Below are 25,700 nucleotides of genomic sequence, written 5' to 3'. Positions count from 1 at the left end.
TTAGTTAACTTATTAATACAAAGCCTTAACCTTGGCAGTCGTCTGCTTGCCATAAGCAATCTTTTGAATGTTTTCGGTAATCGTGGCGATTCGTGGGAAGCCACTCAGTCCGGATTGCTGATGGCCGTCCGTCATGATCACTAAGACGTACTGCTGGCCATTCGGTAACGTCACGATACCAGCGTCGTTGTTGGTGTCTGCGTAAAAGCCAACTTTGTCTTGAACGGTTGTGCCGGCCTTGGCAGCTGATGCGCCAGCTGGTATACCGGTGCGATAGACCTGTTGTTGCATGAGTGTCAGCAGGTACTGGCGGTCCTGTGTTTGATCAAAGGGCGACTTAGCGTTTGCCAGGTCACGTAAGAAGATGCCCAAGCTGGCCGCAGTGGTAATTGATGTTTGGCCTTGGATAAAGGTTGGGCTATAACCACCGTGGTTTTGGATGAATTGGTTGATGCCGACTAAGCCAAACGTATCCAGTTCATTTTCAGCAAAATCATTATCGCTGTTAACAATCATCCGTTTGAAGCCGTCTCTAGTGGTGGTATTCCAGGCAAAGTTGCCGGATTTTTCGAGTGAGAAGAGGTAGCCAGCCATGAAGAGCTTATAGGTACTAGCCGAGATGGTGGGGACGTGTGCACGAGCACTCACAGCCAGATTACCAGACTTGTAGAAAGCACCACTGGCGGATTTGGCAGCATGACTACCAGATTTTGGACCTAAGTTGTAGAAGTAGACGCTGGCCGTTTTGTCGGCGGTTACTTGATTGACGTAACGTTGCAGCCGTTGTTTGATCTGCGTTTGAGCCGTATGTACTTGGCGTGGTGAGGCGGCCTGGTCGGCGCTGGTGGCATCTACGGTGATTTTGGTCATTAAAACGTGGTGCATGACCCCCAGCATGACGACTAAAATGACTGCTAAAACGCCAATGACTTTGAGTCGTTGTTGGAGTTCGCGTGGTAGTTCGTCAAAGAATGCTTTCAATGGTTACCCTTCTTCTCTATCTCGTAATGACCACATTATACCTGATATTGAGCGCCACAGGGGTTGAAAATGGCCTAACTGTTCAATAAATAAAGCGCGGCCACTGCTAATACAAAGCCTAGCGCGTTACGCAACGTAAAGCCTTCTTGTAGGAAAATCAGGCCAATTGGAATGAGTAGTAACGTCATGGTGGCGTTAACTGTGATGGCAGTGGTGCCAATCGGTGCGCCGGACTTGTAGGAAAGCATGTAGCCGAATTCTACGAAGATGATGGCGAGCCCCATGGTGATTGAGGCCCAGTTGATTTGGTGCAAGTTGACAGCGAGTGACTGATGATTGCCACTAAGCAGGTACATCAGTAAAGACCCCACCAGCGCAACGCCATAGGTGATGATGAGTGAAAAGAACGGATCAATTCCGCTAGAGACGTTTCTGGCGGAGAGTTGATAAATCATGTTTGCAAAAATGGTGAGAACGAGGGGCCAAAGGTAAGGCATAGCGGTAACTCCTTTATAGTTGAATGATGTGTACATTATACTACGTCAAATGGATGATTAATAAATTTCGTGGGTGGTTGAAGCAGTTTGCATATTCGTGAGAGTATCAAATACTGTGTTGAGTACTTTCAGATTTTTTGAAATAAACGAAATGACTAGGATCCAACCGAGATTGTGGTCCTAGTCATTTCACTTGTGGATTATTTGGGGTGTGGCATTCGGACATTAGGTTAACCGGAGCGCTGACGGTGTTGGTGGCTGAAGCTGGTCTCACTGCAATCACCCCCCAACCAACACCGGCGGTCGGAGGCGGCAGTTGATAACTTTAATCTATTGAAGATTAAATTCGGTACTGCCACCATGACTAAACCTGCGATAAAAGTCAACGCCCGGCCATGTAAGTAAAACCGCCGGATATTCAAAAACACAATATCCGGCGGTTTTACTTACATTCTGGGCGTTAAACGATTTTTGTCTCACTCTTATTTCATATAAGCCGACTTAAAGTTATAGTTAGCGCCGGCAGTGTTATAGATTAAGCCTTTCAGCTTCTGGTTCATCAACCAAGGTGAAGCTGATTGGTAAAGTGGTGCGATCCCGGCATCTTTTAACAAGATGTTTTGGGCTTTGACCATATCTTGCCAACGGGCTTCTGGATCATTGGCATCGGTAGTCGAACTAGCTTTGATCAACTTGTCGTAAGTCGCATTTGACCACTGTGATTGGTTACTGGTGTTACCAGTCGTTAGGATGTTTAAGAAGGTGATTGGATCGGAGAAATCGGCGAACCAGTCAGAAAGGGTGATCTGGAAACTGTGTGAAGATTGCTTAGCCAAAACGTTAGCAGATGGTAAGTTGTTGTTTGTGACCTTCAGACCTGGTAAGTGTTTTTCGAGGCTGCTTTGTAAGTACTGGGTGACTTCCTTAGTCGAATCATCATCACCAGCTAACAATGTTAAATCAATTGACTTACCACTCATACCAAGTTCTTTCAAACCTGCTTGCCAGAGCTGCTTAGCCTTCGTTGGGTTGTAGCTGTCACTTGCTGGGTAGCTGGCATCTTCAGTGAAGTCCTTACCAGTCTTAGGGTTGGTGGCTAAACCCTTGGAAACGAAGCTACCGGTCGCAATTGAACCATCGTCGAGCACTTTATTAACCAACACTTTTCGGTTGATAGCCATGGAGAAGGCTTCACGAATTTTCTGGTTTTTAAAGAGTTTCATTTTTTGGTTCAGCGACAAGTAGTAACAAGAACTGGTCATCAATGATTCGTAATCTGACTGCCCCTTCACGTTCTTAGCTTGCGCACCAGAGAGGGCGACCCCAGTCAGTTTCTTTTGGTTGTATTGGTTGAGGGCCGTACTGTTATCCTTGACCACTTGGTACTTAATTTGGTTAAGTTTGACGTTTTTCTTGTCCCAATAGTTGTTATTTTTCTTCAAGGTCCAGGTGGTCCCGGTCCCGTTCCAGCCAGTTAACTTAAATGGTCCGTTGTAGACCATCCGACTGCTTCTCGTCCCGTAGTTACTGCCATATTTGTTGACCACTTTTTGATCTTGCGGGAAGAAGACTGGGAAACCGAGTAATAACTTGAAGTAGGGAATCTTCTTTTCGAGGGTAACTTGTAATTTGTATTTACCAAGGGCTTTGATACCCAGTGTATTCACAGATTTTTTGTTACTAGAGATAGCATCAGCGTTTTTCACACCACTAAAGAGGTAGCTGTACTGTGAACCGGTTTTGGGGTTAACGGTCCGTTTCCAAGAGTAAACGAAATCTTGGGCGGTTACGGGGTCGCCGTTGCTCCACTTGGCGTTATTTCGTAACGTATACGTGTAGGTCAATTCATCTTTTGAGACAGATTCACTCTTGGCGATACCAGGTTCTGCTTTACTATTTTTACCCAACCGATAAAGACCTTCATTGGTGTTGTTCAGCGTGTTAAAGGTATCCAAGGCAGTTGACTTAGATAAGTCGATGGTACTTAACTCTTGTGTCGACGGCATGGTAATGTCTTGCTTGGTACTAGAACTACTTTTCGAAGAACAGGCGCCCAACAATAACGCTACGCTAGCAGCACTGACACTAATCGCCAGTAAACGGTTCATTCTCATACAGATTCCCTCCAATTTTAGAAGTGTTCCATCAGGCGGTTAGTCCCCAGAGTGTAAGCAACCGATTTGGATGACCGGGACTTGGTCAGACGAATCGATTGCTTACACGGCCAAGGACTGCCTGATTGAACACGTTACAGCAACATAACCCAAAACCCAATTGATGTCATATAAACTAACATTACATATAGATTAGCACAAAATGAGAAAATGTTAAGAACTTTTTAAATAAAAATTTACCAAATGCTGATTTAACGGCCTTATTGATGTGAATATTCATTTTACCAAGATTATTTATTCATTATGCATTTTGACCTCATTGAGTTCTCATTTTCATGAAAAATTTAAAAATTTTACTAAATGGGTGTTATCTTTACTGAAAATCATTTATGATGTGTTTGTAAGCGCTTTATTCAAAGCGTGATAATTTTATGGGAGGTTTCCAGTATGACACCAGAAATTAGTTGGTTAGATGACCCACAAGTTTTTCGGGTCAATCAATTACCAGCCCACAGTGATCACCGTATCTATCAAGGTGATGCTGATTTAAAGGCGCATCAAAGTAAACTGACGCAGTCGCTGGACGGTACTTGGCAGTTTAAGTTCGCTAAGAACCCCGGTGAGCGACCAGTTGGGTTTTACGACCCAGACTTTGACTATAGCGACTTTGACACAATTAAGGTACCTGGCCACATTGAACTGGCAGGGTATGGTCAGATTAAGTACATCAACACCACTTACCCGTGGGAAGGCAAGCTCTTCCGCCGCCCAGCTTATGCTTTGAATCCGGACGATACCGGTAAAGGCATGTTTAGTGAAGGCGAAGATAACACGGTGGGTGCGTACGTCACGCGCTTTACATTGAATCCGGAACTTCGCGATAAACGAGTTGTTGTCCAATTCGATGGTGTTGAACAGGCGATGTATCTGTGGCTTAACGGCCAATTCGTTGGTTACGCTGAGGACAGTTTTTCTCAGTCTGAGTTCGATTTAACCCCATACTTACAAGACGGCGAAAACTTGATGGCTGTTGAAGTCTTCAAGCGTAGTACTGCCGCTTTCATCGAAGATCAAGACTTCTTCCGCTTCTCTGGTATTTTCCGAAGCGTTCGCCTAGTTGGTCAGCCCGCTATCCACGTCGCTGATATGACCATTCGTGGCGAAGTTGCGCCTGAATTGACAAACGCAAAGCTGAACTTAACCTTGCAGTTGCAACGCGAAAAGAACGCGGCTGGTACCGCTGAAATTGAGGTGCGCGATGCAGCCGGTAAAGTTGTCATGACATCGACTCAGTCAGTTAGTGATACGTTGAAGATTAGTGAAGATTTTGATCAAGTTCACTTGTGGCAGCACGTTGATCCATATCTTTATTCCCTCAAGGTCACACTCCTTGATAGCAATGGCGACGTACTTGAAGTCGTTCCGTATGACTTCGGGTTCCGCCGTTTTGAACTTAAAGATAAGGTCATGTTATTAAATGGCAAGCGGTTAGTCATCAATGGTGTTAACCGGCACGAATGGAACGCTAAGACGGGCCGAGCCATCACCGATGCAGACATGGTGGCTGACTTAGCAACGTTTAAAGCTAACAATATTAACGCTGTGCGGACTTGCCATTACCCAGATCAGATCGATTGGTATTACATGTGTGATCACGCCGGCATTTACATGATGGCTGAAAATAACTTGGAGTCACACGGTACTTGGCAAAAAATGGGCGCCGTTGAACCGTCATACAACGTGCCCGGCTCGTTACCACAGTGGCGCGAGGTTGTTTTAGACCGGGCCCGCAGCAACTACGAAACGTTCAAAAACCATACGGCAATTCTTTTCTGGTCACTCGGGAACGAATCATACGCCGGTGACAACATCGCCGCGATGAATGCTTTTTACAAGGAACACGACGACACGCGCTTGACCCACTATGAAGGTGTTTGCCGCAACCGAGTCTACGAGGATCAAATCTCTGACATGGAAAGTATGATGTATGATCCACCAAAGGCCATTGCTGAGTATTTGGACAATGACCCTAAGAAGCCATTTATTAACTGTGAATTCATGCATGATATGGGTAATTCACTTGGTGGCATGTCTTCTTATGATGCGTTGATTGATCAATACCCAATGTATCAGGGTGGCTTCATCTGGGATTTCATTGATCAAGCAATCGAGATGCCGGATGAAATCACCGGTCAACCAGTCTTACGCTATGGTGGCGACTTTGATGATCGTCACTCTGATTATGAATTTTCTGGTGACGGTCTGATGTTTGCTGACCGAACACCAAAACCAGCCCTTCAGGAGGTGAGCTACTACTATGGCAAGCACATCAACTAAACAAGTTCAGATTATTTACGGTGACGCAACGTTAGGTCTACGTGGCAATCATTTTGGCTATATCTTTAGTTATGAACGCGGCGGCATGGAGTCGCTGGTGCAATACGGTAAGGAATGGCTCTTCCGGACACCAAAACCAACTTTTTGGCGTGCAACGACCGATAACGACCGCGGTAACGGCTTTTCAACCCAGTCTGCTGTTTGGTTGGGAACGGACATGTTCTTAAAGACAACTGGTGTCGAAGTTGCGGTAAACGGTAACGCAATTGAATTGCCAATTGCACCGGTTAATAACCAGTACAGCGACCATGAGTTTGCGGACAACGTGACGATTACTTACACTTACGAGACCAACACTGTCCCAGCAACCACGGTAAGTGTTGCCTACACCGTTACAGGTGATGGCCAAATTGACGTGGTAGCTGATTATCACGGTGCTAGCGGTTTGCCAGAGCTGCCTGCCTTCGGGTTACGGTTCGTCATGCCAACGCCTGCAACTGAGTTCACCTACGATGGCTTGTCAGGTGAAACCTATCCAGATCGGATGGCAGGCGGTGTTGAAGGCACGTATACCGTTGAAGGATTACCGGTAACCAAGTACCTTGTACCACAAGAGTGCGGGATGCACATGGCGACTAAGCAGGTCACCGTGACACGGAATCGAACCTTGAATAACGCAGATCGCGCCAACACGCCGTTTGAGTTGACCCTGAATCAAGCGGATGAACCGTTTGCGTTTAGCTGCCTACCATATACGGCTGAGGAACTCGAAAATGCCACGCATATTGAAGAATTACCGGCTGCTCGGCGAACGGTTTTGACCGTTTATGGCGCTGTTCGTGGTGTCGGTGGAATCGACAGCTGGGGTGCTGATGTTGAGCCACAATATCACATCTCGGCTGAAGCGGATCATTCGCTTCACTTTAAGATTGCTGGCGTGTTGTAAATTGATGTAGATATTTTTGAATGCTGATACGAGCGCTGTGCTTGTGTCAGCTTTTTGTTAATAGTGGGTACCGCCTCCGGCAGTTACTGGTCTTTTTTGGCAGTGGCTGTGGGGCCGGTTTCAGCCACTGACGTGTCTTACACCTCATTTTTGAGCTTCGTAAAGCCCAACGAATCTCAAAAACGCCCAGTCTCAGTAAGCGCTAAAGTGCAAACTGAGGACTAGTCACTGCCACCACCAAAAAAGACCAGCAACTGTGCTCCGGCTAATCATGTATGTCATGATGACGATGGATGACATTGTTAATAAAAGTTTGGTGTTACAAAATTAGGTCAACTTGCAGTCCGGAAACGAAACGAGAGCATTTTCATGTTAGTGAACCGATGCATGTGTTTCTTTATAAATGGCACATTATGCGATGATCACTCACTTTGTAACGAGAACGGAGGTTAGGCGGGTGGGGCGCTGCAGTGATAAGTGTTTCTTTGCGCGAAGCGCTTAGAAACACTGGACGTTTTTGAGACCCGTCTGTCTTTGACGGGGCTCAAAGGCTCGGCGAAAGACACGTGTTCTTCGTGGCTGAAGTCGGTCCCACAGCAGCGCCCCACCCGCCTAACCGGAGTGGTAGTGGCCGAAGGACACAAATGTATTAGTGTTTAGTACGTCTCAAAACCAATGCTGGAATGAATTTCGTAGTAAAATAAATTTATGCTAAAATTGCCTTGACCTAGAGGGTACTCTAACTGATAAGCTCAGGGTGTTGAAAAGGGAGGAAATATGATGAAAAATGTTGCAATTGGAAACACCAACCTTGAAGCATCAGCCGTTGCGTTAGGAATTATGCGGATGGTGCGATTGAATGTTGATGACGCCACTAATGTGCTTAAAACCGCGGTGAACGCTGGCGTTAACTTCATTGATTCAGCTGATATTTATGGTGTTGGCAAATCAGAAGAAATTTTTGGGGAAGCACTCAAGAAGTCAGGCATCAAGCGTGAAGACCTGATTATTCAATCAAAGGGTGGTATCATTCTTGATCCCAACAAGAGTGATGGTGAAGTAGTCCTTGGCCAACGCTATGACTTTTCTAAGGCCCACTTGATTGAAGCTGTAGACGGTATTTTGGAACGGATGCAAATCGATTACCTTGATTTCTTCTTGTTGCACCGACCAGATGCACTGATGGAACCTGACGAAATTGCGGCGGCCTTCGATCAATTACAGGCCTCAGGCAAGGTTCGTCACTTCGGATTGTCAAACTGCAACCCAATGCAAGTTGAGTTGATCCAATCGGCAATCAGCCAACGTTTGTTGGTTAACCAACTTCAATTTGGTGTGATGCATACCGGCCCAATTGATTTCGGTTTGCACACCAACATGAGCGATGCAGGTAGCGTCAACCACGATGGTGAGATCATTGAGTATTCACGACTTCACAACATGACGATCCAGGCTTGGTCGCCTTATCAATGGGGTGCGTTCCAAGGCCCATTCATTGATAATCCAAAGTTCCCTGAATTAAACAAAGCCCTCCAGAGTTTAGCAACGGCGAAGGGTGTCACTAAGAACGCCATTGCAACTGCGTGGATTTTACGTCATCCAGCTAACATGCAGGTTATTCTCGGTTCAATGAACGAACAACACTTGAAGGAGAGTATCACTGGTGCTGATGTCGAATTAACGAAGCAGGAGTGGTATGACATTTACATGGCTGCGGGCAACACTTTGCCTTAAACGTTAAGTTTGTCTAGCTAAAATAGCGTGAGTGGGACAAAACTCGTTTAAGTCCCAGAATAGAAGCGAGAAAACGCGTGGATTCCTGATTTGTTGGAATCTACGCGTTTTCTTGTTTCTATGGCCGGGACTTGAGTTTTGGCACACGTTAAGGCTAGATAACAGTCTTGAAATTAATTTCAATTCTTAATTGTTTTTGAGTTGAAAAATCGAGTTTGATTTTTGTCAAAAGAGACTTTCTTTCCAGTTTCGCTATTTTTGGGGTGATTATGATGATAAGCATTTTTCAGATTATGTTGCTAGGGCATACACTCAAATTGTCGCCAGTGCTGAAAAATAAGGATTGGTTAATAAAGCCTCTCGACACAGTCTTGCCCTTGACAACATGCTATAATTTCCACGAAAGGGGCGTTTCAAAATGAAATTCAAACAACCATTGGGGATCTTTGGCGTTGCTTTGGGGATGGGGATCGGTTTTATTTCAATCAATCAGCCAACCGCCCATGCAGCCTATTATTATTGGACGAAAACTAAAAATTATGCGACACCAGTTGCGTACCATCAGAAGAATCGTGGTACGACAGCTTACATGTGGGATGCTCACCACACGAGAAAATTGCATAATCTCAAAAACTATCCGCGCACCACTTGGTATTTATCTAAGAGTGTCAAGATGCGTGGTTCCATTTACTACCAAGTCAAGAGTGGCAATCAAAAAACGACCGGTTACGTTTGGCGCGGTTATTTAACCAAGGGCGTCAGTCCCTATGCCGGCACTAAGACGACCAATGTGACGTCAACTAATGCCAATCCGACGAGTTCGGAAATTCCAACCATCGTGACCATGGACGGCACCACCCAAGTCAAGAATGAACAATTGGCGCAAAATAACGCCATGTCAGCCTTGTTTACTGGGACTGTCTACAACCAATCACTTGCGCGGGCTGCGAGTCAGCTGGCTAACGGTGATGCAGAGGGTACCGATGAGTGGATGAATCTTGAAAAATCCGTTTGGGCGGAATTAACCCCAAGTCAGGTTGCGAATAAAATAGTTCTACAAGAATCTGGCGATGACACCCTCCAGAATAATCTGTGGTCCGGTAAGATCAGCTTTGCCGAATACGTTAAAGAAGATTTGGCCAAGCAGGGCATTGATCCAACCAGTTACGCCGGCTGGCAAATTGGAACTGGTTCAATTGCCAAAGATGACCACGGCTCCTTCTCAGGTTACGGTTGGTACAAGATTATCTTGGTACCAGCAGGTGATTAACGATTTTTCAGATTGTTGATTGATAAAAACACAGCGGATGTCAATACGATCAACGATAATGTTTGAACGTAAAAAAAGTCATTGGATGCGATAAATTAGCATTCAATGGCTTTTTACTGTCCTAGGACAACTACACATTAGGTTACCGACCACTAACTTTAGCCCGGTTAACCCGCAAACTGTCATCAATGACGATTGGTGCATCCGGAATATCACAGTCGCCGGAAACAGCGGCTTCACAACCCGCGTCACAGGCAGCCTCAAAGAACCGTACTTTATAATCAAGTTTAGCAAGATACTTCTGGGACTGCTCAATCTGTTTTTGAACGGCTTGACGTTGTTGCTTGAAAATATTTAATCGTGTTTCTAAAGTGGCGTCACCCTGCATGGCGAGGTCCACAAATTTACGAATCTCAGAGAGTTGCATACCAGTTGCTTTTAGACAGGTGATGAGGTCGATAAAATCAAGGTTGTCGTCGGTGAACTCACGCCGACCTGCCGCGTTACGACCAACGAAAGGCATCAAGCCCTCACGATCGTAATAGCGAAGCGTGTAAGTGCTCAGCCCCGTTTTCTCGGCAACTTGACCAATAGAATATGGCATTATTTTAGCTCCTTTACGGTATGAATAAAATTATGATAATACTTAGAGTATACTCTAACTCAAACATTTTTTCGATTTAGTCATTTTAAGCAAGTTCAGCACTCTCAAACCGAATGATTGCTGAGTAAAACGGGCGTCGGTGTTCGGGTGTTACCCGACTTTAATCTCAATTTGCTCATAAAGGTGTTATCATTAATGGTATTAATCACGTGACTAAAGAACGGAGGACGCGACGTGGCCTACATAGAAGTTAAACATGAAGATAAACGTTATCAGATGGGTGAAACTGAGATTATCGCTAACCACGACATTAGTTTTGAGGCGGAACAAGGACAGCTAACTGTGATTCTCGGCCCAAGTGGTGCGGGCAAGTCAACGGTCTTAAACATTTTAGGTGGTATGGATTCACCAACGGCTGGCGAAGTGGTGATTGACGGCGTTGATATTGCGACTTTTTCGGCTAAACAGTTGACCACATACCGACGAAATGACGTTGGCTTTGTCTTTCAGTTTTATAATTTGATCCCCAATTTAACCACGAAGGAAAACGTGGAGCTGGCCTCATCCATTGTCAGTGACGCACTGGATGCAACCGAAGTACTCAACCAGGTCGGCTTGCAAGACCGGTTAGACAACTTTCCGTCTCAGTTATCTGGCGGCGAACAGCAACGAGTTGCGATTGCGCGGGCGTTAGCGAAAAATCCTAAGCTACTGTTGTGTGATGAACCAACGGGTGCACTGGATTATCAAACGGGTAAGCAGGTGTTGAAATTACTGGAAGTGGCTAGTCGGCAAGAACATAAGACGGTTATAATTATTACCCATAACGCTGCATTGGCTAAGATGGCCGATCGGGTCATTTACATCAATGACGCGAAAGTTCGCCAAGTGGTAGATAATGAGACACCGACGTCGATCGATAAGATTGAATGGTAGGTGACGTGAGATGAAACCATTAACGAAAAATATGTGGCGGGAAACCGCCAGAGCCAAAGGCCGGTTTATTGCCATCATCCTCATTATTATGTTGGGTGTGTTGATCTTTGTGGGTGTCAAGGCGGCTGGCCCATCTCTGAATCAGTCGGCACAAAAAACGGTGACTGATGCCAAGTTAAGTGATATCCAGGCAATCTCGACGACTGGCTTTACGCAGGCGGATGTCAAAGTAGCACGTCAGGTCAAAGACGCACAAGTTGAAGCCGTGAAGTACCGGGCGGTGGTTGGCGGTCATGAATCTTCGGCCGTTTCATTGTACGGGTATGAGGCGAACCAAAAGCAAAATCGACTTACGGTGCGAAGCGGTCATTTACCACGGGCCAAGAACCAAATCGTCCTTGATGAACGTGCAAAGACCAAGTACGGTTACCGATTAGGACAGACCTACACCTTTGCCAAATCCGCTAAGCTATCACAACGACAGTACCGTATCGTTGGCTTCGTGGATTCACCACGCTATATTGAAAACGCAAGTCGAGGATCCGCGAACGTTGGCGATGGAACGGTCCAGTATTTTGCCTACATACCGGCTTCACAGATGAACTTGAAGGTCGCGACGATGCTGTCGATTTGGTTTAGTCAGTTACAAGGACTGGACACTTTTTCGAACACGTATGAGCATCGTGTGAATCAAAAAATAACAACTTTAAAGCGATTATTTAACACCCGAGCAAGTCAGCGAACAGCGAAACTGCAAGGCGCTCAACCCGCCAAATTTGCGGCAGCTCAGGCCAAGTTAACACAGGCTAAGGCGCAGTTGAAAGCGTCTGTGAATCAAATTGGTCCAGAAGCGGTTACCCAAAAACTGCGGGCACTGGCGAAACAGGAACGGCAATTAGCGAATGCCAAAAATCAATTTGAAACAGCTACAACCACTGTTTACACTTGGCAAAATCGGAATGATTTACCCGGTTTCCAAGCGTACGGTGATAGCTCAGCACGAATTGCAGCCATTGCGAACGTGTTCCCAGTCTTCTTTTTCTTGATTGCAGCGTTGATTACCTTTACAACGGTCACACGGATGGTTGAAGAGGCCCGTGGCCAAATTGGCACGTTCAAAGCACTGGGTTACACAAAGTGGGAAATCGCTCGTAATTATCTGGCCTATGCACTGACCGCTGGCGTTTTGGGGACCGTTTTGGGTGCTTCAATTGGTAATGCCAGCATTCCACGGATCGTCTTGGCGCTCTATAAAAACTATATTCCACTCACTTGGGTCGTTCACCCGCAGTGGGCCGCTATCAGTTTAGCGTTATTGTTTGCGTTGATGGCAACCCTTGGTGCCGCCATCATTGTTGTGACCCAAGAGCTACGTGAAGGGCCGGCTGCCTTGATGCGACCGAAAGCACCGAAGTCGGCCAAACGGATCTTGCTGGAACGCATTACGCCACTGTGGTCACGGCTGAGCTTTAATCGCAAAGTGAGTTATCGTAACCTGTTTCGCTTCAAATCACGGATGTGGATGACCATCATCGGCATTGCCGGTGGGACAGCGCTGATTCTGACAGGGTTTGGTATTCAAGATTCCATTGGTAGTACGGCCACTAAGCAGTACCAAGATATTGTGCACTACCAAGCCACGGTCCGCTTAGCCCAAGCAGGTCAACAGAGTAAAGCGGATATGATATTGAATCACACAAAGCAGTACTACAGTCATACCACGGTTGCGGGCAGTGTTGCCACCGTTTCAGTGAAGGGACATCAGGTCGAAGACGCCAACATCTATGCGCCTGAGAACCCTCAGCAATTTACCCGGTACGTTAGTTTGAAGGATACGACTGATAATCATAATATCCACCTCAAGCAAACTGGTGTGGTGCTCACTGAAAAGATGGCGAACCTGTTACACGTTAAAGTGGGTGACCGAGTCAAGCTCACTACGACTGACCACTTGAAGGGCACGGCGAAGGTGACGGCGATCACTAAGAACTATATGGGCCATTTTGTCTACTTGAGTGGTCATGCTTACCGCACTTTATTTGGTGAAAAACCAGCATTAAATACGTTGCTGGTTCGATTAGATCATCAATCTAGCACACAACGCGAGCATCTAGCACATCAATTATTGAATCAGGGCGGGGTTGTTGGTACGAGTTATACAGATGACCAACGGACCACGGTCAGCAGTATGTCTAAGTCGCTGAGCGCTGTTGTACTGATTTTTATTGGATTATCCGGGATACTTTCCTTTGTGGTGCTATACAACTTAACTAATATCAACGTCTCTGAACGGATTCGAGAGCTTTCCACGATTAAAGTGCTCGGTTTTTACGACGGTGAGGTCACGATGTACATCGTGCGTGAAAACATCATTTTAACGTTGGTTGGTATCGTTGTGGGTTACGGTGTCGGAAAGCTGCTGACAGCATATATTATGATGCAGGCTGCCACCGCAGAAGTGATTTTTCCAACCACGATCCACTGGCCAGGTTATCTGACTGCAACGGCCTTAATGCTGGTGTTCACACTGATTGTGATGCTAGTTACCCATCGCCGTTTGCAGCGTGTGGATATGATTGAAGCGTTGAAGTCGAATGAGTAAAATAAAGGGAGTGGGCAAAAACTCGTCTAGGTCCCAGAATAAAAGAAAACCGGCCCGTGGATTCCTGGTTTTGGAATCTACGGGCCGGTTTTCTTTTATGGCCGGGACCTGAGTTTTGGCGCACGTTTAGACTAGATAAAAGTCTTGTGATAAAGTGAAATGTTTAACTCAGTTCGAGTTAAGAAATTAATTCGATGATTACCAATATGGATTCTTTTCCCAACCTCTTTTTTGAACTACTCAAGCAGAACTGAGTATGAATAATTTGATGATTTAGAAAAATTGATCCACGTTAATGACCAGCAAGTTGCGAACTTAAACGATCGCGTCGTTGTTTTGATCCGAGCGTCATCAAAAGGATGGCAATCAGAATCTGGAGAATGAATTGAATTAAATCAGACACCCATTCACCACGTTGATAATTGCTAACAATCGAGAATGGATTTGCATTGCTGCTCCCAAGGGTAGCCACAAAATCCAAACCAAAATGAGCAATGATTGGCGCTAATAGATTACCTGCACGTAAGTACAAAGCAGCGAATAAGCAACCGCTGGCAAAAGCATTTACCGCTTGCGTGATGGTTGCAGGAAAACTCTGCATGGTCAGGTTTCCCAAGTGAAGTAACGCAAATACTAAAGATGAAAGAATAACGGCCCTAGTTCGAAGCCACTTACCCGACATGTGCGCTAGCAGGCTGCCAAGTGCAACACCACGAACCATTACCTCTTCCGGAAGCGCACCTAGTAATCCGATTGTAATTGCGGCTGGTATTCGATAAATCATTTCGTTTTGGAAAACGATCCAAATCAAAATGGCAAAAATGCCGACTAGAATGATGATGGTATCACGTTTTAAATGGTGAAAGTATAAACGTTGGTGGAGCAACCATGCGTTCAAGCCAAGGATAACCAATAGTTCTGTGGTTTTGCAGACAATCAATGCCCAAGGTGCAAAGTGACCAATTTTAATGGTAATCAGATTTCCCAATATCTGACTAATTAAAAATTCAATTATGAAAAAAAGAAACAAGCGAAAATAATACGATTTATCCTGTAGATTTATCAATTTACTAGACTCCCTCTTAGACACGATGTTTTAAGTATAGCATATTAGCTTATACTTACATTCGTTATTAATCATTTGCACGCTAATACATTAACATTTTAATGAACGTCGCAGGTAAATTGATTAACATAGTCGAGTAATTCGTAATCGTAATATTCATCCGTTACCAGCAAAGATACAACAATTAATGGCACTTACTCATCATCGTTTAATTGGCTAACAAAACCTATAAACTGTGAGTATCCCTAAAATTCCATTAAACCCAGCAAATAGTGTGCAAATTAATTCTGGACAATGATACAATGTAGAAGTTCCAAATGTATCGAGTTTTAGACTGTGACGTTGTATTTAGCTGCGCGGCGGTGAATGATTAGGCATCACATTCATAGAGATGGTTGATTAAACCAAATTAATATGAGAATTTAATCATATTTAACATTAAATGTGATGAATGGTAGAATATAGAAACTGGAAAATTGTTATAAATTCAAACTGAAAAAATTAACAGAGACGTTTAAAAACCGCTCAAAAAATATAAACATTATCAAAAGTGATTAAAGGATGGCGTGTAGAATATGAGTAAACGGATTGACCTGACTGACCAACGATTCGGCCGGCTAGTCGTCTTGGCATACCACGGGAATAACCCGGCCAATTCAAACGCAATGTGGCTTTGCCAGTGTGATTGCGGGAACAAAACGGTTGTCGATGGGGTTCGGCTCCGTTCCGGCATCACGAAGAGTTGTGGTTGCTTGAGAAAAGATTTATCAAGTAAGCGCGTTTATAACAACCCAAAGTTCGTCGACTACATGGGTCGTTCTGACCAGTTACGTAATAAGGACGGGGTTTCGCTCAGTTCAATTTATGAATCCGCCCGTAATAAGAGCGGTGTGATTGGTGTGTCCTTTGACCAGCAAACTAACAAGTGGTTCGCACGGCTCATGGTGGATCATAAGTACGTACTCCTTAAGAGTTTTAAAACAATTGATGAGGCAATTGAGGCGCGTCATCAAGCAGAGGAACAGTACTTGGGTATTAGTCGCCAGTCTGATGGCAGCGTATAAGCCTGGTATTTTGGCGACTCAAAAATTTATTTTGGTCCGAGGCTTGACCTAGAGTACCCTATAACTTCTATAATGGCATTAAATTGAAGTTCGGAGGGGAATTATATGAATTATCGGACGTTAGGTAAAACTGGTTTTAATATTAGTGAAGTTTCATTAGGAACATGGCAATTGGGTGGCAAATGGGGGGCACCTTTTGATATCGAAGATGCTGACGCAACGTTAGCTGAGGCTTATGAACAAGGCGTCAACTTCTTTGATACTGCCGACGGTTATCAGGGTGGCGATAGCGAGAAGGCTGTCGGGGCTTTTCTTAAAACGCACCCAGATGTTCACTTTACAACCAAGATTGGTCGTAAAGAAGAACCACTCAGTGTTGATCACTTCGCACCAGGTAATTTGACCCGTTACGTTGAAGATTCTTTGACGAATATGGGTGTAGAATCCTTGGATATGGTGCTCCTACACTGCCCACCAATGAGCATTTATTACACTCCAGAGACCTTCTTTGAGATGGATAAGCTCAAGCAAGCTGGCAAGATTCAAAATTACGGGGTCAGCGTCGAACGCGTTGAAGAGGGCATCAAGGCGCTTGATTATGATATTTCGGCTGTCGAGATTATCTTCAATATGTTCCGCTTGCGTCCAGCTAAACTATTTTTTGATCTGGCTAAACAGCACAACGTCGGCGTCTTAGCACGAGTGCCTTTGGCCAGTGGTTTGCTGACCGGTAAGTATACGGCTGACACCAAGTTCGGTAAGGAAGATCACCGGACGACTAACCGGAATGGTGAATTGTTTGATAAGGGTGAGACGTTCTCTGGCGTCGATTACTTAACCGGGGTGAAAGCCGCTGATACTCTAAAGCAGCGGCTGGGGACTAATAACCTCGCCGCAACGGCATTGCGTTACATCTTGATGTATGACGCTGTTTCAGCGGTTATCCCTGGTGCAAGTTCACCGCAACAGATTGAACGTAATACGGCTGCGTCAGCCTTACCACCATTGACGGCTGAACAGATGCAGATTGTTTCAGATGTGTATGACCAGTATATTAAAAATCCAGTGGATTATTTGTGGTAATCGCAAAATAATCTAAGACGAGTTCTAGGATTAATCGAAGCAATTCGGTTAATTCTAGAACTTTTTGTTTACATTGGAAACTGAACAGTTTAAATTCAAATTCGACGATTGACTTTTGGAGTGATAAAAATGGGATGTTGGTTGTCGATGAGGTTTTTGAGTATTATTGTGTCATTATCTATTCAAGGCGATATTGGATATTGTTGCTTCAATCCGATATCATATTTCAAAAAGTAAAAATGCCCAATAAATCAAGCGTTATAAACGATACATGCAATATTAAAATCATATAATTAAATTAATCCTTGCAATATAACGTTATATAAGTGATATAATCATCTCTAAAAGATAGCATGAATTAAAGTTGAGGGTGGGGTTGTTCATATGGAATTCACAAAACGGCAGCGGACGATCATTGAGATGCTGAAGGCAAAGAGTCCATTGACTGGTGAAGAGATTGCTGGTCAACTTGGGTTAAGTGTGCCAACGATTCGTGGCGATCTGCGGCTGCTGACGGCAGTGGAAGTACTGGCTGCCAGACCAAAAGTCGGCTACGTGTATCGTGGTGAAAACCAAGCCGGGGTTGACTATAAGACACTTTATGACCACCCAATTTCAACCATTATGCAGCCGGCAGCAGTTATCAAGGATAACGCGACGCTACAAGACGCCATCAGTAAACTATTTTTGCAGGACGTGGGGAGCTTGTACGTCGTGGATGCTAGTGAGCGCTTAGTAGGGGTGATCTCCCGTAAGGATCTGCTTCGAGCCAGCTTTAACAACGCGAATCCTAGCTCGATTTTAGCCAGCGTGATCATGACGCGCATGCCCAATATTGTGACGGTAACGGCAGATATGAAAGTCAACGAAGTGGGCCAGTTATTGTTAAAACACAAAGTGGATTCCCTGCCAGTGGTGGATAAAGATTCGCCACAAACGGTGATTGGTAAGATCACCAAAAACCGACTATTCCAGCACTTTATGACTTACGCAAAAGAAGAATGATCCAGATTCAGCATTCGCCATTACCGATTATCGGTGATGGCTTTTTTGTCCCAAAAGCTTGAAAAGTCACGAAAAAAGGCTTGAATATTTTCAAATCAACTTCAAATATGACGTTATTGAAGTTGCCTTTCACAACCAACTAAAAGTGATAAAACAGTCCCCTAAATTTTCAAACCGCGTTCTGACGGGGATTGTAAGACTATTTCATTAAAACCACTTGCAATCACATTTAAAGTCATATAAATTATAAACCAAGCAAATGTGACGTTGTATTTACAGAAAGAGTGGTTATATGACAAAACAAATCTATGCTTTTTCCGAAGGTAACATGTCGATGCGTGATTTACTTGGCGGAAAGGGTGCTAACTTGGCCGAGATGACCAACCTCGGTTTGCCGGTTCCACACGGGTTTACATTAACAACTGAAGCCTGTCACCGTTATCAAGAAACTGGTTCACTGAGTTCAGAGTTACTAACCGAGCTTGACGAAGCCTTGGCAACGCTCAGTCAGACGACGGGTAAGCAGTTTAATGGCGATACTCAGCCACTACTTGTTTCTGTACGTTCTGGCGCAGCGATTTCGATGCCTGGGATGATGGATACAATTTTAAATATTGGTTTGAATGATCAAACCGTGGTTGCACTTGCGACGCTGACTAACAATGAACGATTTGCCTACGATAGCTATCGGCGGTTGTTAGCGATGTTTGGTAACGTGGTTTATAACATCGAAGAAGAAACTTTCGACCACGTGCTGACCGATTTGAAGCAACAGAAGGGTTACGACAGTGATTTGGAATTAACTGCCGATGACTTGAAACAGATTGTTGCTGATTTCAAGGCAATCTATCAGGCTGCTGGTAAGGGTGAATTTCCTCAGTCCCCTAAAGATCAGTTGCTAGCCGCCGTGAATGCGGTATTTGAGTCCTGGAATAACCACCGGGCTCAAGTCTATCGTCAGCAAAATCACATTTCTGAATCACTGGGAACAGCCGTTAACGTTCAGGAAATGGTCTTTGGCAACGCCGGTGAACAATCTGGTACTGGGGTTGCGTTTACACGTAATCCAGCTTCTGGTGAGAAAAAAGTCTTCGGTGAATACCTCTTGAATGCTCAGGGTGAAGACGTGGTTGCGGGTATTCGAACTCCTGAGACCATCGAAGTATTAAAGGACGCGATGCCAGTTATTTATGATCAACTGATGGGGATTGCTGAGAAGCTTGAAAACCACTATCAAGATATGCAGGACTTAGAGTTTACGATCGAAAATGGCAAGCTCTTCTTACTGCAAGCCCGTGATGGTAAACGAACGCCATATGCGGCCGTCAAAATTGCGGTTGATCAAGTCGGCGAAGGGTTAATTACCAAGGAGCAAGCACTCAAACGTGTGAGTCCCGAATCAGTTTCAGCGATGCTACATCCTGAGTTCGATGAAACTGATTTAGGCCAACACACCAAGTTAACGACTGGTTTACCAGCCTCACCAGGGGCTGCCACTGGCCGGGCTTACTTCACTGCTGAAGATGCAAAGCGTGCCAGTGATGGTGGCGAGCAAGTCATCTTGATTCGTCAAGATACGTCACCAGAAGACATTGAAGGTATGATTGTGAGTCAAGCCATCGTCACCTCACGTGGTGGCATGACATCACACGCCGCTGTGGTTGCTCGTGGGATGGGGGCAACGGGTGTCGTTGGTGCCCACGAGATCACGGTTGATTACGCTGGGAAGGTTGCCAAAGTCGGCGATCAAGTGATTCATGAAGGTGACTGGGTATCGGTTGATGGGACAACCGGTAACTTGTATTTAGGCCAAATCAATACCACGCCAGCTGGGGTGAAGGGGGAATTATCAACCCTGCTTGACTGGGCGAAAGACGTTGCCAAAATGGGGGTTTATACCAACGCGGATACGCCACAGGATTTTCAAAAAGCCTTGGACTTTGACGCTGACGGGATTGGCTTAACGCGGACTGAGCACATGTTCTTTAAACCAGAACGGTTGTTACAAATGCGGCGGTTAATTCTGGCGACGGACGCCAAGGGACGTCGAGATCCGCTCAGTCAACTGCTACAGATGCAACAAGAGGACTTTTACCAGTTATACAAATTAGCTGGTGATAAAGAAGTCACCATTCGGCTACTTGATCCACCGCTTCACGAGTTCTTACCACATGATGAAGCCGAAATTCAAATTGTGGCGAACCAAATTCAAGAAACACCCGAACGATTACGTGAACGAATTACCAGTCTAAAGGAACTTAACCCAATGCTTGGTCACCGTGGTGATCGACTAGCCGTGACGTTCCCAGACATTTATCAAATGCAGGTTAAGGCCATTATGAGTGCCGTGATCCGGTTGAATGATGAGGGGCTTGAAGTGCACCCACACATTATGATTCCGCTCACCGACTCTCGCGACGAAATGTCGTGGGTCAGAGACTTGGTCACTGATCAGATTCAACAGATGGTCAACAACAGTGGCATTCGCGTCGACTACACGGTTGGCACGATGATGGAGATGCCACGAGCCTGTGTCACGGCCGACCAAATTGCGGAGGTCTCAGACTTCTTCAGTTTCGGTACCAACGATTTGACGCAGTTAACCTTTGGTTATTCGCGTGACGATGTAGGCTCGTTTATGCCAGAGTACATCAAGCAAGGCATCTTGCCTGCCGACCCATTCCAAACGATTGATACGCAAGGGGTTGGCGCGCTGATGGAAATTGCGATTACCAAGGGCCGTCAGACTAACCCAGAGTTACCGATTGGTGTCTGTGGTGAGGTTGGTGGCGATCCGGCTTCCATCGAATTCTTTAATCAAATTGGCATCACGTACGTCTCGTGCTCACCTTACCGGGTACCAGTTGCCCGCTTGGCAGCTGCACAGGCGACACTGACTCAAAACTAAGCCGTTCATTCTGGTGGCAACACCAGATGCCATTATTTGTTTTCAGTTATTTGAAACCGCTTACGATTTGAGTCGTTGAAACAAGTTTTACAATTCTACTAATGCAGAGGGGTTTGTCTCATGGAAGAAGAAAAACAGGGTCAGGTCTTAACCTCAAGACTATCATATGCTTTTGGGGCGTTTGGCCACGATATGTTTTACGCAACATTGTCAACATACTTCATTATGTTCGTCACGTCTCACTTGTTTGATAAGAGCAGTGGCGCCACTGGTTCTAAGATGATTGGCTACATTACGTTGATCATCATGATTTTACGGTTTGTCGAATTAGCCATTGATCCGTTCATTGGGAATACGATCGATAATACTTCGACCCGTTGGGGGAACTTCAAGCCTTGGATCGTTGGTGGTGGGTTAATTAGTTCAATCACCATTGCCATCCTATTTACGAACATGGGCGGGTTAAACACCTCCAACCCATATCTGTACTTGATCTTATTCGCTATCTTGTACATCACAATGGATATTTTCTATTCATTCAAGGACGTTGGCTTCTGGTCAATGATTCCGGCCCTATCATTTGATTCACGGGAACGTGAAAAAACGGCGACCTTCGCTCGTGTTGGGTCAAACATTGGTGCCAACATTGTTGGTGTGATGGTCATGCCAATCGTTTTGATGTTCTCACAAGTCTCAAATCACGGCCAAGGTGATAACCGTGGGTGGTTCGCCTTCGCAATGGTCGTTGCTTTGACTTCGTTTATCTCGGCCGCAGTTGTGGGATTGGGGACGAAGGAAAAGAATTCAGAACTTCGTAAGAACAAAGAAAAAACGACGTTCCGTGCAGTGCTAAAAGTGTTGACTCGTAACGATCAACTCATGTGGTTATCACTCACCTATGCACTTTATACGGCGGGTGCTCAAATCACCAACGCTTTGGAACTCTACTACTTTACTTACATCTTGGGTGATGCCTCACAATTTAGTATCTTGGCATCTATCAACGCCATCATCGGTGTGTTTGCGGTTATCGCGTTCCCACCACTAGCTAAGAAGTTCAGTCGTAAGAACGTGTTCTTCTTATCCATTAGTGTCATGATTATCGGGTTGATCTTATTCTTATTTGCCGGTAATTCATTACCGATGATTTTGGCTGCCGCTGTGATCTTCTACATTCCACAACCACTTGTGTTCTTAGTTGTTTTGATGATCATCACCGACTCCGTTGAATATGGTCAATTGAAGTTCGGTCACCGTGATGAATCACTGACCCTTTCTGTTCGACCATTGTTGGATAAAATGGGTGGTGCCATTTCAAACGGGGTGGTTGGTTTAACCGCCGTTTGGGCTGGGATGACTGCCGGTGCCTCTGCCACTGACATTACGACACACGGTCACATGGTCTTCAAGTTAATGATGTTTGGGATTCCAGCTGCCTTGATGTTGATTGGGACCTTCATCTTCTTCAAGAAAGTGACGTTGGACGAAAAGCAACATGCTCAAATTGTTGAAGAACTTGAAAAAACCTGGGGTAAAACCTTGGGCGAAGACGTGGACTACATTGACGCTAACGGTGGTGTGAGCTACGATTACGAAGCACCAGTGGATGGTGAGATTCGGCCATTGAACACCGTTAACGATGAGAACTTTGCTTCAGGTAAAATGGGTGCCGGGTTTGCAATCAAACCAACGGATGGTAAAATTTATGCGCCATTTGATGGTACGGTTAAAGTGACCTTCCCAACCATGCACGCCGTGGGCTTAGTTTCTGACCAAGGCGTTGGAACTCTAATTCACATTGGGATTGGGACCGTTAATATGCGCGGTGAATCGTTTGTCACCCACGTTGAAAAGGACCAAAAAGTGAAGAAGGGCGACTTGTTGCTTGAATTCTCATCTGCCGAGATTAAAGCGGCTGGGTACGATGATACCGTTATGATGGTCATGACTGATCACGTGTCAGCCACAAACATGTTGCGAGATTCAGGCATGGTTAACCACGGCGATTCAGTGATGTCGTATCAACAATAGTTACGGTTATACTGCGACAAATAAACTCATGAGCTTTACTGAAACGAAAACCCGGTGAGGTTTTCCCACAATAAGCCCTGCAACCGCAATCCGTGGGACTGTTGGCTGCAGGGCTGTTGTGATATTGATGTTGTGTTAAAGTGAACAAAATACCAATTAGGTTACAGGAAGGGAAGACAGACATTGCCAATTCATATTGATGAAACCAACCAAGTATTTCACATCCAAACTGACCATACCAGTTACGTTTTTAAAGTACTCGAACATGGCGTTTTAGGCCAGGTGTATTATGGCAAGCAGATTCACGTGCGCGCTGACTATGCTAACTTACTAAAGCGGGAATGGAAGAACACCACACCGTCATACTCACTAGAAGATCCTGGCTTTCAGTTAGACGCAATTAAACAGGAATATGCTGCGACCGGGACTGGTGATTTTCGTCGACCAGCTTACCAGGTGACCCAAGAAAATGGCAGTCGAATCACCGATTTAAAGTACGATCATTATGAAGTGGTTCAGGGCAAGCAACGATTGGCTGACTTACCGTCGAGTTTTGATGACGATGCCCAAGATGACGTTGAAACTTTGATCATCCACCTCACGGATGCTGCCATTCAATTGGACTTGGAGTTGCAATACACGGTTTTCCCACACCAAGACGTTATCGTACGGAGCGCTAACTTTAAGAACCACGGTGTTGCAGGAGTTACTTTAGATGCCGCTTTGAGTGCACAGTTAGACTTACCTGATAGTCGATATGACATGGTCCAGTTTTCTGGCACTTGGTCACAAGAACGTCATCTGATCCGAACCCCGCTGCGGTCAGGCTTACAAGCCATCGACTCAGTTCGGGCAACTTCAAGTCCACAACAAAACCCATTTATGATGTTGGCACGACCTACGACGACAGACGATGCTGGTGAAGTTTTTGGCTTTAACTTAATCTACTCTGGTAATTTCTTAGATCAAATTGAAGTTGATCAATGGTCTACTAGTCGGATCTTAGTCGGGATTAATCCAACCGATTTTGCTTGGCATTTGGATCCGGATGAGAGTTTCCAGACACCTGAAGCCGTTTTGAGTTATACTGACGCTGGTTTTAACCAATTGAGTCAGCAAATGGCTGACTTCTATGCGGCCCACTTAGTTAATTCCAAGTACGTTAAGCAGGAGCGGCCAATCCTTGTGAATAACTGGGAAGCAACCTACTTTGATTTCGATGATGAAAAATTACTGAAGATTGCCAAGAAGGCCAAGTCACTTGGAATTGAAATGTTTGTCTTGGACGATGGCTGGTTTGGTCATCGTGATGACGACCATACTTCACTTGGTGACTGGTTCGTGGACCCAACGAAGTTACCGAACGGCATTGGTGCCTTTGCTGATCAAGTTCATGATTTAGACCTTAAATTTGGGCTCTGGTTTGAACCTGAGATGATTTCAATCGATAGCAAACTTTACGAAACGCATCCAGAGTGGCTGATTCACGTGCCAGAGCGGCGGGCAACACCTGGTCGCAATCAGTACGTGCTCGACTACACTCGCCAAGAAGTAGTTGATTACATTTATGATCTGATGAGCACTGTGATTGACGATACTAAGTTAGACTATATTAAGTGGGATATGAACCGCTACATTACCGAAATGTACAGCACGAATTTAGCTGCTAACCGCCAATTAGAGATGGCCCATCGATACATTCTGGGTGTTTATCAGCTCTATGATCGTCTAACTAAGGCCTATCCAGACGTCTTATTTGAATCGTGTGCTTCTGGTGGTGGCCGATTTGATCTGGGCATGATGTATTATGCACCGCAAGCGTGGACCAGTGATGATACGGATGCCGTTGAGCGAATGAAGATTCAATTTGGGACTTCATACGGCTACCCACAAGCGATGATGGGTGCGCATGTTTCTGCCGTACCAAATGAACAAAATGGTCGGATGACGTCGCTCGAAACGCGTGCGAACGTAGCGTTTTACGGTGCGTTTGGTTATGAGCTGGATATCTCGCAGATGCCAGATGATGAAGCCGCTGAAGTCAAGGAACAAGTGGCCTTTTATAAGCAACACCGTGCTCTTTACCAATTTGGGAAACTTTACCGAATTGACAGTCCGTTTGAGGGGGATGGCAACGTCATGAGCTGGATTGTCGTTGACGACCAACAAAATCACGCGATTGCGACTCGCTACCAAATTTTGAATCACATTAACGCCCCCTATATTCGCTTCTACCTTCGCGGATTAGATCCGAATAAGCAGTACCGGATTAATGGCGGTGAGGCAACTTATTACGGTGATGAACTCATGAACGCTGGGTTGTTCATGGATAAAATTTTTGATGAGGCTGCGGAAGTCAAGGCTTTGGCAGATTACAGTTCTCGGCGTCTGTTGATTGATGTTGTTGAATAAAAATAGCAGGTATTAATGCAAATCAAATAGGGAGGCTGGGAAAAAAGTCCATATTGGTAAGCATCGAATTAATTTCTTAATTCGAGGTGAGTAAAAAATTTCACTTTATC

The 25,700-nt window shown here is 45.2% G+C and carries 17 protein-coding genes; 12 read left to right on the top strand and 5 right to left on the bottom strand.

Annotated elements, in window-relative coordinates:
- Positions 1-12 precede the first annotated feature (12 nt).
- The 3 genes from FD04_RS02870 to FD04_RS02860 form a co-directional block, all read right to left on the bottom strand.
- Entirely contained in the window at positions 13-981 is a 969-nt protein-coding gene (locus tag FD04_RS02870) for a serine hydrolase (protein ID WP_056946837.1), read from the bottom strand.
- Between the two features lie 74 nt (positions 982-1,055).
- Positions 1,056-1,478, bottom strand: coding sequence for a hypothetical protein (locus FD04_RS02865; protein ID WP_054699538.1), 423 nt, complete (start codon positions 1,476-1,478; stop codon positions 1,056-1,058).
- 482 nt (positions 1,479-1,960) lie between these two features.
- The gene (locus FD04_RS02860) at positions 1,961-3,592 is read right to left on the bottom strand and encodes a peptide ABC transporter substrate-binding protein (RefSeq protein ID WP_056946834.1); all 1,632 of its coding nucleotides are present in this window, start codon (positions 3,590-3,592) and stop codon (positions 1,961-1,963) included.
- 447 nt (positions 3,593-4,039) lie between these two features.
- Here FD04_RS02860 and FD04_RS02855 point away from each other — a divergent pair, with 447 nt between their 5' ends.
- The 4 genes from FD04_RS02855 (at position 4,040) to FD04_RS02840 (ending at position 9,879) form a co-directional block, all read left to right on the top strand.
- A complete protein-coding gene (locus FD04_RS02855) occupies positions 4,040-5,929 on the top strand; it encodes a glycoside hydrolase family 2 TIM barrel-domain containing protein (protein WP_056946832.1) in 1,890 nt (629 codons plus the stop codon).
- Positions 5,910-6,875 (top strand): beta-galactosidase small subunit, encoded by a 966-nt coding sequence (locus tag FD04_RS02850; RefSeq protein ID WP_054699540.1) that lies wholly within the window; start codon positions 5,910-5,912, stop codon positions 6,873-6,875. The genes FD04_RS02855 and FD04_RS02850 overlap by 20 nt, the downstream gene beginning before the upstream one ends.
- Positions 6,876-7,655: 780 nt before the next feature.
- On the top strand, positions 7,656-8,609 hold the full coding sequence (locus tag FD04_RS02845) for an aldo/keto reductase (protein WP_056946829.1): 954 nt from the start codon (positions 7,656-7,658) through the stop codon (positions 8,607-8,609).
- Between the two features lie 418 nt (positions 8,610-9,027).
- Positions 9,028-9,879, top strand: a complete 852-nt coding sequence (locus FD04_RS02840; RefSeq protein WP_054699542.1) for a hypothetical protein — start codon at positions 9,028-9,030, stop codon at positions 9,877-9,879.
- Between the two features lie 142 nt (positions 9,880-10,021).
- Here the strand turns inward: FD04_RS02840 and FD04_RS02835 are convergent, their stop codons facing one another.
- The gene (locus FD04_RS02835; protein ID WP_054699544.1) at positions 10,022-10,483 is read right to left on the bottom strand and encodes a MerR family transcriptional regulator; all 462 of its coding nucleotides are present in this window, start codon (positions 10,481-10,483) and stop codon (positions 10,022-10,024) included.
- Between the two features lie 234 nt (positions 10,484-10,717).
- Here FD04_RS02835 and FD04_RS02830 point away from each other — a divergent pair, with 234 nt between their 5' ends.
- Entirely contained in the window at positions 10,718-11,419 is a 702-nt protein-coding gene (locus tag FD04_RS02830) for an ABC transporter ATP-binding protein (RefSeq protein ID WP_054699546.1), read from the top strand.
- A 10-nt stretch (positions 11,420-11,429) separates the two neighbouring features.
- A complete protein-coding gene (locus FD04_RS02825; protein ID WP_056946826.1) occupies positions 11,430-14,021 on the top strand; it encodes an ABC transporter permease in 2,592 nt (863 codons plus the stop codon).
- 292 nt (positions 14,022-14,313) lie between these two features.
- Here the strand turns inward: FD04_RS02825 and FD04_RS02820 are convergent, their stop codons facing one another.
- The gene (locus tag FD04_RS02820; RefSeq protein WP_156660388.1) at positions 14,314-15,009 is read right to left on the bottom strand and encodes a CPBP family intramembrane glutamic endopeptidase; all 696 of its coding nucleotides are present in this window, start codon (positions 15,007-15,009) and stop codon (positions 14,314-14,316) included.
- 653 nt (positions 15,010-15,662) lie between these two features.
- Here FD04_RS02820 and FD04_RS02815 point away from each other — a divergent pair.
- The 6 genes from FD04_RS02815 to FD04_RS02790 all read left to right on the top strand — a co-directional run bounded on the left by FD04_RS02815 (position 15,663) and on the right by FD04_RS02790 (position 25,590).
- Complete coding sequence (locus FD04_RS02815; RefSeq protein ID WP_054699551.1) at positions 15,663-16,151, top strand: AP2 domain-containing protein; 489 nt, start codon at positions 15,663-15,665, stop codon at positions 16,149-16,151.
- 105 nt (positions 16,152-16,256) lie between these two features.
- Positions 16,257-17,234, top strand: a complete 978-nt coding sequence (locus FD04_RS02810) for an aldo/keto reductase (RefSeq protein WP_056946821.1) — start codon at positions 16,257-16,259, stop codon at positions 17,232-17,234.
- Between the two features lie 384 nt (positions 17,235-17,618).
- Positions 17,619-18,239, top strand: a complete 621-nt coding sequence (locus tag FD04_RS02805) for a helix-turn-helix transcriptional regulator (RefSeq protein ID WP_054699552.1) — start codon at positions 17,619-17,621, stop codon at positions 18,237-18,239.
- 292 nt (positions 18,240-18,531) lie between these two features.
- Entirely contained in the window at positions 18,532-21,147 is a 2,616-nt protein-coding gene (gene ppdK / locus FD04_RS02800; protein ID WP_056946818.1) for a pyruvate, phosphate dikinase, read from the top strand.
- Between the two features lie 120 nt (positions 21,148-21,267).
- On the top strand, positions 21,268-23,178 hold the full coding sequence (locus tag FD04_RS02795; RefSeq protein ID WP_056946815.1) for a sugar MFS transporter: 1,911 nt from the start codon (positions 21,268-21,270) through the stop codon (positions 23,176-23,178).
- A 183-nt stretch (positions 23,179-23,361) separates the two neighbouring features.
- Positions 23,362-25,590: an alpha-galactosidase gene (locus FD04_RS02790; protein ID WP_054699554.1), complete on the top strand. Its 2,229-nt coding sequence runs from the start codon at positions 23,362-23,364 to the stop codon at positions 25,588-25,590.
- Positions 25,591-25,700: the final 110 nt, after the last annotated feature.

It is taken from the genome of Secundilactobacillus odoratitofui DSM 19909 = JCM 15043, assembly GCF_001434895.1.
Classification (GTDB): domain Bacteria; phylum Bacillota; class Bacilli; order Lactobacillales; family Lactobacillaceae; genus Secundilactobacillus; species Secundilactobacillus odoratitofui.
This window is presented reverse-complemented; position numbering and strand designations above follow the sequence as displayed.

Excerpts from the sequence above, each read along its gene's own strand:
- FD04_RS02795 (WP_056946815.1), top strand. The coding sequence starts at position 21,268 with ATGGAAGAAGAAAAACAGGGTCAGGTCTTAACCTCAAGACTATCATAT.
- ppdK (WP_056946818.1), top strand. The coding sequence starts at position 18,532 with ATGACAAAACAAATCTATGCTTTTTCCGAAGGTAACATGTCGATGCGT.
- FD04_RS02860 (WP_056946834.1), bottom strand. The coding sequence starts at position 3,592 with ATGAGAATGAACCGTTTACTGGCGATTAGTGTCAGTGCTGCTAGCGTA.
- FD04_RS02810 (WP_056946821.1), top strand. The coding sequence starts at position 16,257 with ATGAATTATCGGACGTTAGGTAAAACTGGTTTTAATATTAGTGAAGTT.
- FD04_RS02845 (WP_056946829.1), top strand. The coding sequence starts at position 7,656 with ATGAAAAATGTTGCAATTGGAAACACCAACCTTGAAGCATCAGCCGTT.
- FD04_RS02865 (WP_054699538.1), bottom strand. The coding sequence starts at position 1,478 with ATGCCTTACCTTTGGCCCCTCGTTCTCACCATTTTTGCAAACATGATT.
- FD04_RS02825 (WP_056946826.1), top strand. The coding sequence starts at position 11,430 with ATGAAACCATTAACGAAAAATATGTGGCGGGAAACCGCCAGAGCCAAA.
- FD04_RS02805 (WP_054699552.1), top strand. The coding sequence starts at position 17,619 with ATGGAATTCACAAAACGGCAGCGGACGATCATTGAGATGCTGAAGGCA.
- FD04_RS02815 (WP_054699551.1), top strand. The coding sequence starts at position 15,663 with ATGAGTAAACGGATTGACCTGACTGACCAACGATTCGGCCGGCTAGTC.
- FD04_RS02835 (WP_054699544.1), bottom strand. The coding sequence starts at position 10,483 with ATGCCATATTCTATTGGTCAAGTTGCCGAGAAAACGGGGCTGAGCACT.
- FD04_RS02840 (WP_054699542.1), top strand. The coding sequence starts at position 9,028 with ATGAAATTCAAACAACCATTGGGGATCTTTGGCGTTGCTTTGGGGATG.
- FD04_RS02855 (WP_056946832.1), top strand. The coding sequence starts at position 4,040 with ATGACACCAGAAATTAGTTGGTTAGATGACCCACAAGTTTTTCGGGTC.
- FD04_RS02850 (WP_054699540.1), top strand. The coding sequence starts at position 5,910 with ATGGCAAGCACATCAACTAAACAAGTTCAGATTATTTACGGTGACGCA.